At 67.2% G+C, this 13,159-nt stretch carries 11 protein-coding genes; 6 read left to right on the top strand and 5 right to left on the bottom strand.

What is annotated here, in order from left to right; all coding sequences use genetic code 11:
• Position 1 precedes the first annotated feature (1 nt).
• From ugpQ to ugpB, 5 genes are all read right to left on the bottom strand, one after another.
• Complete coding sequence (gene ugpQ / locus AC1DF3_RS06945; RefSeq protein WP_286536239.1) at positions 2-739, bottom strand: glycerophosphodiester phosphodiesterase; 738 nt, start codon at positions 737-739, stop codon at positions 2-4.
• Positions 736-1,743: a sn-glycerol-3-phosphate ABC transporter ATP-binding protein UgpC gene (gene ugpC, locus AC1DF3_RS06950; protein ID WP_286536238.1), complete on the bottom strand. Its 1,008-nt coding sequence runs from the start codon at positions 1,741-1,743 to the stop codon at positions 736-738. The genes ugpQ and ugpC overlap by 4 nt, the downstream gene beginning before the upstream one ends.
• A 46-nt stretch (positions 1,744-1,789) precedes the next feature.
• A complete protein-coding gene (gene ugpE / locus AC1DF3_RS06955; RefSeq protein WP_286536237.1) occupies positions 1,790-2,641 on the bottom strand; it encodes a sn-glycerol-3-phosphate ABC transporter permease UgpE in 852 nt (283 codons plus the stop codon).
• Positions 2,641-3,522, bottom strand: a complete 882-nt coding sequence (gene ugpA, locus AC1DF3_RS06960) for a sn-glycerol-3-phosphate ABC transporter permease UgpA (RefSeq protein WP_286523401.1) — start codon at positions 3,520-3,522, stop codon at positions 2,641-2,643. The genes ugpE and ugpA overlap by 1 nt, the downstream gene beginning before the upstream one ends.
• A 157-nt stretch (positions 3,523-3,679) precedes the next feature.
• Positions 3,680-4,990: a sn-glycerol-3-phosphate ABC transporter substrate-binding protein UgpB gene (gene ugpB, locus AC1DF3_RS06965; RefSeq protein WP_478139209.1), complete on the bottom strand. Its 1,311-nt coding sequence runs from the start codon at positions 4,988-4,990 to the stop codon at positions 3,680-3,682.
• 183 nt (positions 4,991-5,173) lie between these two features.
• Between ugpB and serA the strand changes: the two genes are divergently transcribed.
• From serA to AC1DF3_RS06995, 6 genes are all read left to right on the top strand, one after another.
• Positions 5,174-6,403, top strand: coding sequence for a phosphoglycerate dehydrogenase (gene serA / locus AC1DF3_RS06970; protein WP_478139210.1), 1,230 nt, complete (start codon positions 5,174-5,176; stop codon positions 6,401-6,403).
• Positions 6,404-6,500: 97 nt separating this feature from the next.
• A complete protein-coding gene (locus AC1DF3_RS06975) occupies positions 6,501-10,388 on the top strand; it encodes a DUF3683 domain-containing protein (protein ID WP_478139211.1) in 3,888 nt (1,295 codons plus the stop codon).
• Complete coding sequence (locus AC1DF3_RS06980; protein WP_478139212.1) at positions 10,388-10,831, top strand: HIT family protein; 444 nt, start codon at positions 10,388-10,390, stop codon at positions 10,829-10,831. Before AC1DF3_RS06975 ends, AC1DF3_RS06980 begins: the two co-directional genes overlap by 1 nt.
• Positions 10,831-11,262, top strand: a complete 432-nt coding sequence (locus tag AC1DF3_RS06985; protein ID WP_286536230.1) for a gamma-butyrobetaine hydroxylase family protein — start codon at positions 10,831-10,833, stop codon at positions 11,260-11,262. Before AC1DF3_RS06980 ends, AC1DF3_RS06985 begins: the two co-directional genes overlap by 1 nt.
• A 70-nt stretch (positions 11,263-11,332) precedes the next feature.
• Positions 11,333-12,064, top strand: coding sequence for a bifunctional demethylmenaquinone methyltransferase/2-methoxy-6-polyprenyl-1,4-benzoquinol methylase UbiE (gene ubiE / locus AC1DF3_RS06990; RefSeq protein WP_286523393.1), 732 nt, complete (start codon positions 11,333-11,335; stop codon positions 12,062-12,064).
• A gap of 28 nt (positions 12,065-12,092) precedes the next feature.
• On the top strand, positions 12,093-13,142 hold the full coding sequence (locus tag AC1DF3_RS06995) for a Tim44 domain-containing protein (RefSeq protein WP_286536229.1): 1,050 nt from the start codon (positions 12,093-12,095) through the stop codon (positions 13,140-13,142).
• Positions 13,143-13,159: the final 17 nt, after the last annotated feature.

Genomic DNA, 13,159 nt, shown 5'->3' on the forward strand with positions numbered 1-13,159 from the left:
TTCAGGCCGGACTGAAGCGATCGACGCGGTCGGTGATGATGCCATCGGTGCCGAGCGCGAGCAGCCGTTCGGCCGCCCATTCGTCGTTGACGGTGTAGCTCAACGCACGAAGTCCGGCGGCATGCACCTGCGCGACGGTCGCGGCGTCCCAGAGCGCGTAGTTGCAGACGACCGCGACGCAGCCGAGCGCGAGCGCGGTGGCTAGCCAGCCCGCGGGCAGCGTGTCCAGCAGCAGGCCGCGCGGCAGTCCCGGCTGGGCGGCGAGGGCGCCGCGCAGGGCGTCCGGGGCGAAGGAGGTCAGGAAGGGCGGAGGCTGGGTAGCATCGGTCCAGAGCCGCGCCGCGTGGTTGGCGACGACCTCGCCGGTGCGGCGCTCGGTGCCCGGTGTCGGCTTGATCTCGATGTTGAGCGCGTGGCGGTTGGCCTGGCAGAAGCGGATCAGGCCCTCGAGGCTGGCCAGTGGCTCGCCGGCGTAGCGCCGCGAGTGCCAGCCACCGGCATCGAGCTGCGACAGCGCCGCCCACGGCAGCTCGCCGGCGACCCCGCGCCCGTTGCTGGTGCGCTCGAGCGTCGCGTCGTGCAGCAGGAAGGGCACGCCGTCGGCGCTCAGCTTGGCGTCGCATTCGAACATCCGGAAGCCATGCTCGGCGCCGAGACGGAACGCCGCCAGCGTGTTTTCCGGCGCCAGCTTGCCGGCACCGCGATGGGCGATCCAGCGCGGGTAGGGCCAGTCGGTCATGGGCTTCGCTTTCCGGAGCCGGCGTCGAACCAGTGCAGCTTGTCCTGGCGGGCCGCGATCTTGACGGTGTCGCCGGCGACCGGCGGCGCCTGGCCTTCGTCGACCCGCATGATCAGCGGTTCCTCGCCGATGCGGCCGTAGATCAGGCGCTCGGCGCCCAGCAGCTCGACATGCTCGACCTGCACCGACCAGCCGTTGGCGTCGAGGCTCAGGTGCTCGGGCCGGATGCCGAGGATCATGCCGGGACGCACACCCGGCGCGTGCCGCAGCAGGTTCATCGGCGGCGAGCCGATGAAGCTGGCGACGAAGGTGGTCGCAGGCCGCGAATAGACCTCCTCGGGGGTGGCGAACTGGTCCATCACGCCGCCGTTCATCACGATGATCCGCTCGGCCAAGGTCATGGCCTCGACCTGGTCGTGGGTGACGAACAGCGAGGTGATGCCGAGCTCGCGGTGCAGTTTCTGGATCTCGAGGCGGGTCTGGGCGCGCAGCTTGGCGTCCAGGTTCGACAGCGGCTCGTCGAACAGGAAGACCTTCGGCTGGCGCACGATCGCGCGGCCCATGGCGACGCGCTGGCGCTGGCCGCCCGAGAGCTCGCGCGGCTTGCGCGTGAGCAGGTGGCCGAGCTCGAGGATGCCGGCCGCCTTGTCGACCCGGGTCTTGATCTCAGGCACCGGCACCTTGGCGATCTTCAGGCCATAGGCCATGTTGTCGAACACCGTCATGTGCGGGTAGAGCGCGTAGTTCTGGAACACCATCGCGATGTCCCGCTCGGAGGGCTCGAGGTTGTTGACCACGCGGTCGCCGATGCGGATCTCGCCGGCGCTGATTTCTTCCAGCCCCGCGACCATGCGCAGCAGGGTCGACTTGCCGCAGCCCGAGGGGCCGACGATGACGACGAACTCGTGGTCGGGGATCTCGGCGCTCACGCCGTGGATGACCTGGTTGGCTTTCGGGCCGTGGCCGTAGCGCTTGATGACGTTGCGAAGTGAGAGGGCAGCCATATCTAGTCGGTTGAAGGCAAGGGGTGGACCGGGGAGGGTGGGCGGGTCACTTCTCGGTGTCCACCAGTCCCTTGACGAACCATTTCTGCATCAGGATCACCACCAGTGCGGGCGGCAGCATGGCCAGCAGCGCGGTCGCCATCACGATGTTCCATTCGTTCTGTCCGTCGCCGCCGGCGATCATCCGCTTGATGCCGATCACCACCGGGTACATGTCTTCGCTGGTGGTGGCGAGCAGCGGCCACAGGTACTGGTTCCAGCCGTAGATGAACTGGATCACGAACAGCGCCGCGATCGAGGTCTTCGACAGCGGCAGCAGCACGTCCCAGAAGAAGCGCATCGGGCCGGCGCCGTCCATGCGGGCGGCCTCGATCAGCTCGTCGGGCACGGTCAGGAAGAACTGCCGGAACAGGAAGGTCGCGGTCGCCGAGGCGATCAGCGGCACCGTCAGGCCGGCGTAGCTGTTGAGCATGCCGAGGTCCGACACCACCTGGTAGGTCGGACCGATGCGGACCTCGACCGGCAGCATCAGGGTGATGAAGATGGCCCAGAAGCAAAGCGACTTGAACGGAAAGCGGAAGTACACGACCGCGAACGCCGAGAGCAGCGAGATCGCGATCTTGCCGAAGGTGATGACCAGCGCCGTCACCAGGCTGACCCACATCATGCGGGCCACCGGCGCGGTCGAGCCGGCGCCGGCCGTGCGGCCGAACAGGGCCGACTTGTAGGTCTCCCAGAGGTGGCCGCCGGGCAGGAGCGGCATCGGTGCCTGGACGATCTCCTGCGCCGTGTGGCTCGACGCCACGAACGCCAGATAGAGCGGGAAGGCGACGATCAGCACGCCGAAGATCATCACGGCGTGGGCCAGGATGCCCAGGGACGGGTTTCGCTCGACCATCAGTAGTTCACCTTTTTCTCGACATAGCGGAACTGGACGACCGTGAGAACGACGACGATCGCCATCAGCACGACCGACTGCGCGGCCGAGCCGCCGAGGTCCATCGCCTTGAAGCCGTCGTAGTAGACCTTGTAGACCAGGATCGTGGTGGCGCGGCCCGGCCCGCCCTGGGTCGCGGCATCGACGATCGCGAAGGTGTCGAAGAAGGCGTACACCACGTTGATCACCAGCAGGAAGAAGGTGGTCGGCGACAGCAGCGGGAACTGCACGGTCCAGAAGCGGCGCCAGGGTCCTGCGCCGTCGATGGCCGCCGCCTCGATCAGCGACTTGGGGATCGACTGCAGGCCGGCCAGGAAGAACAGGAAGTTGTAGGAGATCTGCTTCCAGACCGCCGCCATGACGATCAGGGTCATGGCGTGGGTCCCGTTGAGCAGGTGGTTCCAGTCGATGCCGACCTTGGCCAATGCGTACGCCACCACGCCCAGCGACGGCGAGAACATGAAGACCCAGAGCACCGCGGCCACCGCGGGCGCCACCGCGTACGGCAGGATCAGCAGCGTCTTGTAGATCATCGCCCCGCGCACGATGCGGTCCGCGAAGACCGCCAGCACCAGCGAGATGGTGAGGCCGAAGAAGGCCACCAGGATCGAGAACAGCGCCGTGGTCTCGAACGAGGCGATGTACTTCGGGTCCGCGAACAGCTGCTTGAAGTTGTCGAGGCCGACCCATTCGGTCGAGGTGCCGAACGCGTCCTGCATCTGCATCGACTGCAGCAGCGCCTGGCTCGCCGGCCAGAAGAAGAACACGATGATGACGATCATCTGCGGCGCGAGCAGCGCCCACGGCAGCCAGCCCGAGCGAAAGACGACGCGTTTTTCCATGGATCCCTCAAAAAGAAACCCCGCCGATTCTTGAGCCCGGCGGGGCTGCGAGTCTAACTGTGTCTCAACTGTGTCAGCCCCGCCAGCAGGAGCCCTCCCCGCCCGGCGGGGAGGGTTGGGAGGGGTGCGGCACTGCAGCGCAAGCCAACAAGGGCTTTCAGCCCTTGTTAGCTTTCTGGAACTTTTCCAGTTGCTCGTTGCCGCGGGTCACGATGGCGTCGAGGGCTTCCTTGGCGGTCTTCTTGCCGCTCCAGACCTGTTCGAGCTCTTCGTCCTCGATGGCGCGGATCTGGACGTAGTTGCCCAGGCGGATGCCGCGGCTCTTGTCGGTCACCTTGCGGATCATCTGGGTCACGGCGACGTCGGTCCCCGGGTGTTCCTTGTAGAAGCCGGACTTGTCGGTGAGCTGGTAGGCGGCTGTGGTGATCGGCAGGTAGCCGGTGCGCTTGTGGCTGGCCGACTGCACTTCAGGCGTCGAGATGAAGCTGAAGAACTTGGCGATGCCCTTGTACTCCTCGGGCTTCTTGCCCGCCATCACCCACAGGCTGGCGCCGCCGATGACCGTGTTCTGGGGCGCGCCCGGGACATCGGGGTAGTAGGGCAGCGCGGTCAGGCCGTAGGCGAACTTGGCGTTCTTCGCCACGTTGCCGTAGAAGCCCGACGAGGTGGCGATCATGGCGCACTCGCCCGACACGAACGAAGCCTCGGGCACGTTGCCGCGGCCCTTGTAGATGAACAGGCCCTGCTTGGCCATGCTCGCGAGGTTCTCGACGTGGCGTTGGTGCAGCGGCGAATTGACTTTCAGGCGGGTGTCCAGGCCGGACAGGCCGTTGTTCTTGCTCGCGAACTCGACGTTGTGCCAGGCCGAGAAGCTCTCGATCTGGGTCCAGTTCTGCCAGGCGGTCGTGAACGGGCACTTGTGGCCGCTGGCCTTGAGCTTGGCGGCGGCGGCGACCACCTCGGGCCAGGTGGCGGGCGCCTTGTCGGTGGGCAGGCCGGCCGCCTTGAAGGCGTCCTTGTTGAAATAGAAGATGGTGGTCGAGCTGTTGAACGGGAAGCTCAGCATCTGGCCGCTGGGCGCCGTGTAGTAGCCGGCAACCGCGGGGATGTAGGCGCTCGGGTCGAACTTCTCGCCGGCATCCTTCATGACCTGACCGACCGGGATGATGGCGCCCTTGCTGGCCATCATGGTCGCGGTGCCGACTTCGAAAACCTGCAGGATGTGCGGCGCGTTGCCGGCCCGGAAGGCGGCGACGGCGGCGGTCATCGATTCGTCGTACTGGCCCTTGTAGGTCGGCACGATCTTGAATTCTTTCTGGCTCTCGTTGAACTGCCGGGCCAGGTCGTTGACCCATTCGCCGTTGACGGCGGTCATGGAATGCCACCACTGGATCTCGGTCTGTGCCAACGCGGAAGTGGAAAGCGTCACAGCCAGCGCCGATGCCATGGCGAGCGTTTTGAATCGCATGAAGACTCCTGAGGGGGAAATGAAAGCGCGGATGCTAGGTCGTGCGTATGACACGACAGCGTCACATTTTTTGACAATCCCGGAGTGTGCACCAACGGGGGAAACCCTTTTGGTGCGCCGCGGCGTGCGCTGCATGCTGCGGCGCACCATGCTAGCATCGTCCCTCGACTTCCTGGCCCCGGAATGAGCAAGACTTCACTCGACAAAAGCAAGATCAAGTTTCTCCTGCTCGAGGGCATCCACCCCTCGGCCGTCGAGGTGCTGCGGGCCGCCGGCTACAGCAACATCGAATCGCTCCCGGGCGCCTTGCCGGACGCCGAACTCAAGGCACGCGTCGCCGACGTCCATTTCCTCGGGATCCGCTCACGCACGCAACTGACCGCCGAGGTGTTCGCCGAGGCCCAGAAGCTGGTGGCAGTCGGCTGCTTCTGCATCGGCACCAACCAGGTCGACCTGGAAGCCGCGCGCGAACACGGCGTGGCGGTCTTCAATGCGCCCTATTCGAACACCCGCTCGGTCGCCGAACTGGTGCTGGCCGAAGCCATCCTGCTGCTGCGCGGCGTGCCCGAGAAAAGCGCGGTGGCCCACCGCGGCGGTTGGCTCAAGTCGGCCGACAACGCCTTCGAGATCCGCGGCAAGACGCTCGGCATCGTCGGCTACGGCTCGATCGGCGCCCAGCTGTCGGTGCTGGCCGAGGCGCTCGGCATGCAGGTCGCCTTCTTCGACGTCGTCACCAAGCTGCCGCTCGGCAACGCCCGCCAGGTGCGGCTGTTGCCCGACCTGCTCGCGCAGAGCGACATCGTGAGCCTGCACGTGCCCGAGACCCAGGCCACGCAATGGATGATCGGCGCCGCCGAGATCGCCGCCATGAAGCCCGGCGCGATCCTGATCAACGCCTCGCGCGGCACCGTGGTCGAGATCGAGCCGCTGGCCGAGGCGCTGAAGGCCAGGAAGCTGCTGGGCGCCGCGGTCGACGTCTTCCCGGTCGAGCCGCGCAGCAACAAGGACGAGTTCCAGTCGCCGCTGCGCGGGCTCGACAACGTGATCCTGACCCCGCACATCGGCGGCTCCACCATGGAAGCCCAGGCCAACATCGGCCTCGAGGTGGCCGAGAAGCTGGTGAAGTACAGCGACAACGGCACCTCGACCTCGTCCGTGAACTTCCCCGAGGTGGCGCTGCCGGCGCACCCGGGCAAGCACCGGCTGCTGCACGTGCACCGCAACGTCCCGGGCGTGCTGTCGGAGATCAACCGGATCTTTTCCGACAACCACATCAACATCGCCTCGCAGTTCCTGCAGACCAACGAGAAGGTCGGCTACGTGGTGACCGACATCGACGCCGCCTCGTCCGACCTCGCGCTCGAGAAGCTGGCCAAGGTGCCGGGCACGATCCGCAGCCGGGTCCTCTTCTAGGGGCCGATGCCCCTGCCGCCGCACGCCGGCCGGTGCTGCCTTAAAATCCCCACCCCTGGTTGATGGGCGCGCAGCGCCCGACCGAGGCCACTCCCCGATGAATGCTCCGACCGCGTTGACGGCGTTGTTGTCGCAGGCCGCAGAGCCCGCGCGACTGCGTGAGATCCCCTACAACTACACCAGCTTCTCCGATCGCGAGATCGTCATTCGCCTGCTGGGCGAGCGCGGCTGGGAACTGCTGCAGAGCCTGCGCTCCGAGCGCCGCACCGGCCGTTCGGCCCGGATGCTTTACGAGGTGCTGGGCGACATCTGGGTGGTCCAGCGCAACCCCTACCTGGTCGACGACCTGCTGGACAACCCGCGCCGGCGCGGCCAGCTGGTCGAGGCGCTCAACCACCGGCTGGGCGAGGTGCAGAAGCGCCGCACGCCCGCCAGCGACGCCCAGCGCGACGTCTCGGTCGGCGAACTGACCGACCTGGTGGCGCAGGCGGTGACCGCCTTCGACGCCATGTTCCGCGACGTGGCGGCGCTGCGGCGCAAGGCCACGCGGGCGCTGCGGCGGGTCACGGCCAAGGACAACATCAAGTTCGACGGCCTGTCGCGCGTATCGCACGTGACCGACGCCACCGACTGGCGGGTGGAATACCCGTTCGTGGTGCTGACGCCCGACACCGAGGCCGAGATGGCGGGCCTGGTCAAGAGCTGCATCGAGCTCGGCCTGACCATCGTGCCGCGCGGCGGCGGCACCGGCTACACGGGCGGTGCGATCCCGCTCACCTGGAACAGCGCGGTCATCAACACCGAGAAACTCGAGGCCATGACCGAGGTCGAGATGCGCGCGCTGCCGGGTCTCAATGTACCGGTGGCGACCATCTGGACCGAGGCCGGCGTGGTCACGCAGCGGGTGGCCGATGCGGCCGAGCGCGGCGGCTTCGTCTTCGCGGTCGACCCGACTTCGGCCGAGGCCTCGTGCGTGGGCGGCAACGTGGCGATGAACGCCGGTGGCAAGAAGGCGGTGCTGTGGGGCACCGCGCTCGACAACCTGGCTTCCTGGCGCATGGTGACGCCGGACGCCGAATGGCTCGAGGTCACGCGCATCGGCCACAACCTCGGCAAGATCCACGACGCCGAGAGCGCCGTGTTCGAACTGCAGTATTTCGCCGCCGACGGCAAGACGCCCTTGCGCACCGAGCGGCTCGAGATCCCCGGCAAGACCTTCCGCAAGGAAGGCCTGGGCAAGGACGTGACCGACAAGTTCCTCTCGGGACTGCCCGGCATCCAGAAGGAAGGCTGCGACGGCCTGATCACCAGCTGCCGCTGGATCGTGCACCGCATGCCGGCCCACACCCGCACCGTGTGCCTCGAGTTCTTCGGCAATGCCAAGGACGCGGTGCCCAGCATCGTCGAGATCAAGGACTTCATGTTCGCCGAGCAGAAGCGCTCGGGCGTCCTGCTGGCGGGGCTGGAGCACCTGGACGACCGCTATCTCAAGGCGGTCGGCTACGCGACCAAGTCCAAGCGCCACGGCGGCCTGCCGAAGATGGTGCTGTTCGGCGACATCGCCGGCGACGACGCCGACACGGTGGCGCGCGTCACTTCCGAGGTGGTGCGCATCGCCAACTCGCGCAGCGGCGAGGGCTTCATCGCGATCAGCCCCGAGGCGCGCAAGAAGTTCTGGCTCGACCGCAAGCGCACCGCCGCCATCAGCCGGCACACCAACGCCTTCAAGATCAACGAGGACGTAGTGATCCCGCTGCCGCGGATGGCCGAGTACACCGACGGCATCGAGCGCATCAACATCGAGCTGTCGCTGCAGAACAAGATCGCGCTGGCCGATGCGCTGGAAGATTTCCTGGCGCGCGGCAACCTGCCGCTGGGCAAGCGCGAGGACGCCAACGACCTGCCGGCCGCCGAGCTGCTGGAAGGCCGCGTGGGCGAAGGGCTGGCGCTGGTGCGCGAGGTCCGTGCCCTGTGGCAGGGATGGCTCGACCAGGTCCAGGCCCTGTTCCCGCAGCTGCAGGACCACGCGCTGCGCGCCAGCTGGAAGACGCAGCTGCGCGAGCCGCTGGCGGCGATCTTCACCGGCGCCGAGTTCGCGCCGATCCTGGCTGCATGCAACGACATCCACCAGCAGGTGCTCAAGGGCCGGGTCTGGATCGCGCTGCACATGCACGCCGGCGACGGCAACGTCCACACCAACATCCCGGTCAACAGCGACAACTACGAGATGCTGCAGACCGCGCATGCGGCGGTGGTCCGCATCATGGCGCTGGCGCGCAGCCTCGACGGCGTGATCTCGGGCGAGCATGGCATCGGCATCACCAAGCTCGAGTTCCTGAGCGACGCCGAACTGCAGCCCTTCACCGACTACAAGAAGAAGGTCGACCCCGAAGGCCGCTTCAACAAGGGCAAGCTGCTGCGCGGCAGCGCGCATGCCGGCCCCGACGGGCGGGCGCTGCATGCCGACCTGACCAACGCCTATACGCCGAGCTTCGGCCTCATGGGGCACGAGTCGATCATCATGCAGCAGAGCGACATCGGCGCCATCGCCGACAGCGTCAAGGACTGCCTGCGCTGCGGCAAGTGCAAGCCGGTGTGCGCCACCCACGTGCCGCGCGCCAACCTGCTCTATTCGCCGCGCAACAAGATCCTCGCCACCTCGCTGCTGGTCGAGGCCTTCCTGTACGAGGAGCAGACCCGGCGCGGCGTCAGCATCAAGCACTGGGAAGAGTTCGAGGACGTCGCCGACCACTGCACCGTGTGCCACAAGTGCCTGACGCTGTGCCCGGTCAACATCGACTTCGGCGACGTCTCGATGAACATGCGCAACCTGCTGCGCAAGATGGGGCAGAAGTCGTTCCGGCCCGGCAATGCGGCGGCGATGTTCTTCCTCAACGCGACCAGTCCGCAGACCATCAAGCTGATGCGCACCGGCATGGTCGACATCGGCTTCAAGGCCCAGCGCATGGCCAACGACCTGCTGCGCGGCCTGGCGAAGAAGCAGACCGCCGCCCCGCCGGCGACGCTGGGCCCGGCACCGCTCAAGGAGCAGGTGATCCACTTCATCAACAAGAAGATGCCGGGCGGCTTGCCCAAGAAGACAGCGCGGGCGCTGCTGGACATCGAGGATGCCGACTACGTCCCGATCATCCGCAACCCGCAGGCGACCACGCCCGAGACCGAGGCGGTGTTCTATTTCCCGGGCTGCGGCTCGGAGCGCCTGTTCTCGCAGGTCGGCCTCGCCACCCAGGCGATGCTGTGGCATGCGGGCGTGCAGACCGTGCTGCCGCCGGGCTACCTGTGCTGTGGCTATCCGCAGCGCGGCAGCGGCCAGTTCGACAAGGCCGAGAAGATGATCACCGACAACCGGGTGCTCTTCCACCGCGTCGCCAACACGCTCAACTACCTCGACATCAAGACCGTCGTGGTGAGCTGCGGCACCTGCTACGACCAGCTTCAGGGCTACCAGTTCGACAAGATCTTCCCGGGCTGCCGGATCATCGACATCCACGAATACCTGCTCGAGAAAGGCATCACGCTCGGCGATGCGGGCGGTGGCGGCTACCTCTACCACGACCCCTGCCACACGCCGATGAAGCTGCAGGACCCGATGAAGACCGTGAAGGCGCTGGTGGGCGGCAACGTGCTCAAGAACGACCGCTGCTGCGGCGAATCCGGCACGCTGGGCGTGACCCGGCCGGACATCTCGACGCAGATCCGCTTCCGCAAGGAAGAGGAACTGAAGAAGGGCGAGACCGCGCTGCGCGAAGCCGGCCAAGTGGCCCCCGGCGCCAACGTCAAGATCCTCACCAGCTGCCCGAGCTGCCTGCAGGGCCTGAGCCGCTACGGCAACGACCTGAATAACGGCCTGCTCGAAGCCGACTACATCGTGGTCGAGATGGCCAACAAGATCCTCGGCGCCGACTGGATGCCGGCCTATGTCGCGGCCGCCAACCAGGGCGGCATCGAACGCGTGCTGGTGTGATGGCGCTGCGTGTCGCGGGCTGCCCGCTGTGCGACGAACCGGGCGGCCGCCTGGTCTTCCAGGGCGCGAAGCTGCGTGTCATCCATGCGGCCGAGGCGGACTTCCCGGCCTTCTACCGGGTGGTCTGGGCCGACCATGTGGCCGAATGGTCCGACCTGTCGCCAGACGACCGCGCTCTCTGCATGGAGGCCGTGGCCGTGGTGGAGCAATGTCTGCGCGCGCATCTGTCGCCCGCCAAGATCAACCTGGCGGCCCTCGGCAACATGGTGCCGCACCTGCATTGGCACGTGATCGCGCGCTTCGATTGGGACAGCCGCTTTCCTTCGCCCGTGTGGGCCGCGGCCCAGCGTCCGGCCGACCCGCAGCGCGAGCAGGCGATCGCGCAACAATTGCAGCTGCTGGAACGCGACATGATCCAGCAGCTGGCGACAAGGAGTTTCTGATGGCAGGTTTGCAGGCGGGCGCACCGACCCCCCAGTCGATCACGGTGCACGGCCAGTCGCGCGTGCTGGAGGTCGGCTTTTCCGACGGCGCGACCTTCCGCATCCCGTTCGAGCTGATGCGGATCTATTCGCCCTCGGCCGAGGTTCAGGGCCACGGGCCCGGGCAGGAGGTGCTGCAGACGGGCAAGCGCAATGTCGAGCTGGTCGACCTGCAGCCGGTCGGCAACTACGCGGTGCAGCCGACCTTCAGCGATGGCCACGACACCGGCATCTTCTCGTGGGACCTGCTCTACGACCTCGGCGCCCGGGAGGCCGAGCTGTGGGCCGCGTACGAACAGCGCCTGGCTGCGGCCGGCGTCGATCGCGACGCGCCGATGGCCGAAAAAGCCGCGGCTTCCGGCCACGGCGGACACGCCTGCGGCAACCACTGAGCGACGAAATTCCGGATTCCTTGCGGGGTATCCGGCTTGAGGTGAACGCTTCCGGCCTAACATCGGAGGTATGAGCACCACCCATTTCGGATTCGAATCGGTCGACGAAAGCGACAAGGCCACGCGCGTGCGCGGCGTCTTCGATTCGGTCGCCTCGCGCTACGACCTCATGAACGACCTGATGTCGATGGGCCTTCACCGCGCCTGGAAGGCCTACACGGTGATGGTCGCGAACGTCGGCGAAGGATCGAAGGTGCTGGACATCGCCGGCGGCACCGGCGACCTCGCGCTGGCCTTTGCCAAGAAGGTGGGCGCCAGCGGCGAGGTGGTCCACACCGACATCAACGAGGCCATGCTGCGCACCGGCCGCGACCGCCTGCTCGACGCCGGCGTCGTCCTGCCCACGCTGGTCTGCGATGCCGAGAAGCTGCCGTTCCCCGACAACCACTTCGATGTCGTGACCGTCGCCTTCGGCCTGCGCAACATGACGCACAAGGATGCGGCGCTGAAAGAAATGAACCGCGTGCTGAAGCCGCGCGGCAAGTTGCTGGTGCTCGAATTCTCCAAAGTCGCCAAGCCGCTGCGAAAGGCCTACGACTGGTATTCGTTCAGCGTGCTGCCGCGCCTGGGCAAGGTGGTGGCGGGCGACGACGCCAGCTACCGCTACCTGGCAGAGTCGATCCGCATGCATCCGGACCAGGAAGACCTCAAGACCCTCATGAAGGAGGGCGGTTTCGGTCATGTGGACTATCACAACATGACGGGCGGCGTGGTCGCCCTGCATGTTGGAATCAAGTGTTGAAGCTGTTTTTGGCCGAAGAGGAGACGTCATGAAGAAGTTTGGGTCCTTGTTGCTGGTGTGCGCATTGGCTGTCGTGAGCATCGATGCCAGTGCCGCCCGCATGGGTGGCGGCAAGTCGTTCGGCCGGCAATCCAGCAACGTGACGCAGCGTCAGGCGACGCCGCCCGCCGCACCCGCGACGCCCGGCGCGCCGGCGCAGACCGCGAACAGCGCCACGGCCGCCAAGCCGGCACCGGCGGCGCCCGCGGCCGCGGCGCCCAAGCGTCCTTGGGCCGGCATGCTCGGCGGCCTCGCGGCCGGCCTGGGCCTGGCCTGGCTCGCCCATTCGCTCGGCCTCGGTGCCGCCTTCGGCAACATCCTCCTGATCGGCCTGCTGGTGCTGGCCGCCGTGGTGGTCTGGCGGATCTTCTCGGCCCGCTCGCGTGCCGCGGCCGCGCCGCGCGCCGGCGGCTTCGCCTTCCAGGGCGCGGGCAGCCCGGCCGATGCCACCGCACCGCCCCAGTACAGCCCGCGCAACGTCGGCAACGACGCCTCCGCCAGGCCCTGGGAGAACCATGCCGCCGCTTTCGATGCCAGCGCGGCCCCTGCCGACCATCCGGCCGACCGCACGGGCGGCTCGTCGATGGCCGGTGCCGCCGCCGCGGGCGGCAGCATGATCGGCTCGGCCCTGGCTGGCTCGCAGTCCTGGGGCATCCCCGCGGGCTTCGATGCCGACGGCTTCCTGACGGCGGCCAAGCGCAATTTCGTCACCTTGCAGGACGCCTGGGACCGCGCCGACATCGGCACCCTGCGCTCGATGATGACCGACGGCATGGTCGGCGAAATCCGCCAGCAGCTCGCCGAGCGCGAGACCCACACCGGCGGCCAGCCGAACAAGACCGAGGTCGTGATGCTCGACGCCAAGCTGCTCGGCATCGAGGAACTGCCCGATGCCTACCTGGCCAGCGTCGAGTTCTCCGGCATGATCCGCGAGGACGTGTCCTCGGGCCCGAGCCCCTTCCGTGAAGTCTGGAACATGACCAAGGACACCAAGGGCGGCAGCGGCTGGCTGGTGGCCGGCGTCCAGGCATTGCAATAGACGCGAACTTCCCTTGG

The sequence above is a fragment of the Variovorax sp. 10N432 genome, from assembly GCF_056394465.1.

Bases quoted from the DNA above. Each gene is read 5' to 3' on its own strand.
- ugpQ (WP_286536239.1), bottom strand. From the start codon at position 739: ATGACCGACTGGCCCTACCCGCGCTGGATCGCCCATCGCGGTGCCGGC.
- ugpC (WP_286536238.1), bottom strand. From the start codon at position 1,743: ATGGCTGCCCTCTCACTTCGCAACGTCATCAAGCGCTACGGCCACGGC.
- ugpE (WP_286536237.1), bottom strand. From the start codon at position 2,641: ATGGTCGAGCGAAACCCGTCCCTGGGCATCCTGGCCCACGCCGTGATG.
- ugpA (WP_286523401.1), bottom strand. From the start codon at position 3,522: ATGGAAAAACGCGTCGTCTTTCGCTCGGGCTGGCTGCCGTGGGCGCTG.
- ugpB (WP_478139209.1), bottom strand. From the start codon at position 4,990: ATGCGATTCAAAACGCTCGCCATGGCATCGGCGCTGGCTGTGACGCTT.
- serA (WP_478139210.1), top strand. From the start codon at position 5,174: ATGAGCAAGACTTCACTCGACAAAAGCAAGATCAAGTTTCTCCTGCTC.
- AC1DF3_RS06975 (WP_478139211.1), top strand. From the start codon at position 6,501: ATGAATGCTCCGACCGCGTTGACGGCGTTGTTGTCGCAGGCCGCAGAG.
- AC1DF3_RS06980 (WP_478139212.1), top strand. From the start codon at position 10,388: ATGGCGCTGCGTGTCGCGGGCTGCCCGCTGTGCGACGAACCGGGCGGC.
- AC1DF3_RS06985 (WP_286536230.1), top strand. From the start codon at position 10,831: ATGGCAGGTTTGCAGGCGGGCGCACCGACCCCCCAGTCGATCACGGTG.
- ubiE (WP_286523393.1), top strand. From the start codon at position 11,333: ATGAGCACCACCCATTTCGGATTCGAATCGGTCGACGAAAGCGACAAG.
- AC1DF3_RS06995 (WP_286536229.1), top strand. From the start codon at position 12,093: ATGAAGAAGTTTGGGTCCTTGTTGCTGGTGTGCGCATTGGCTGTCGTG.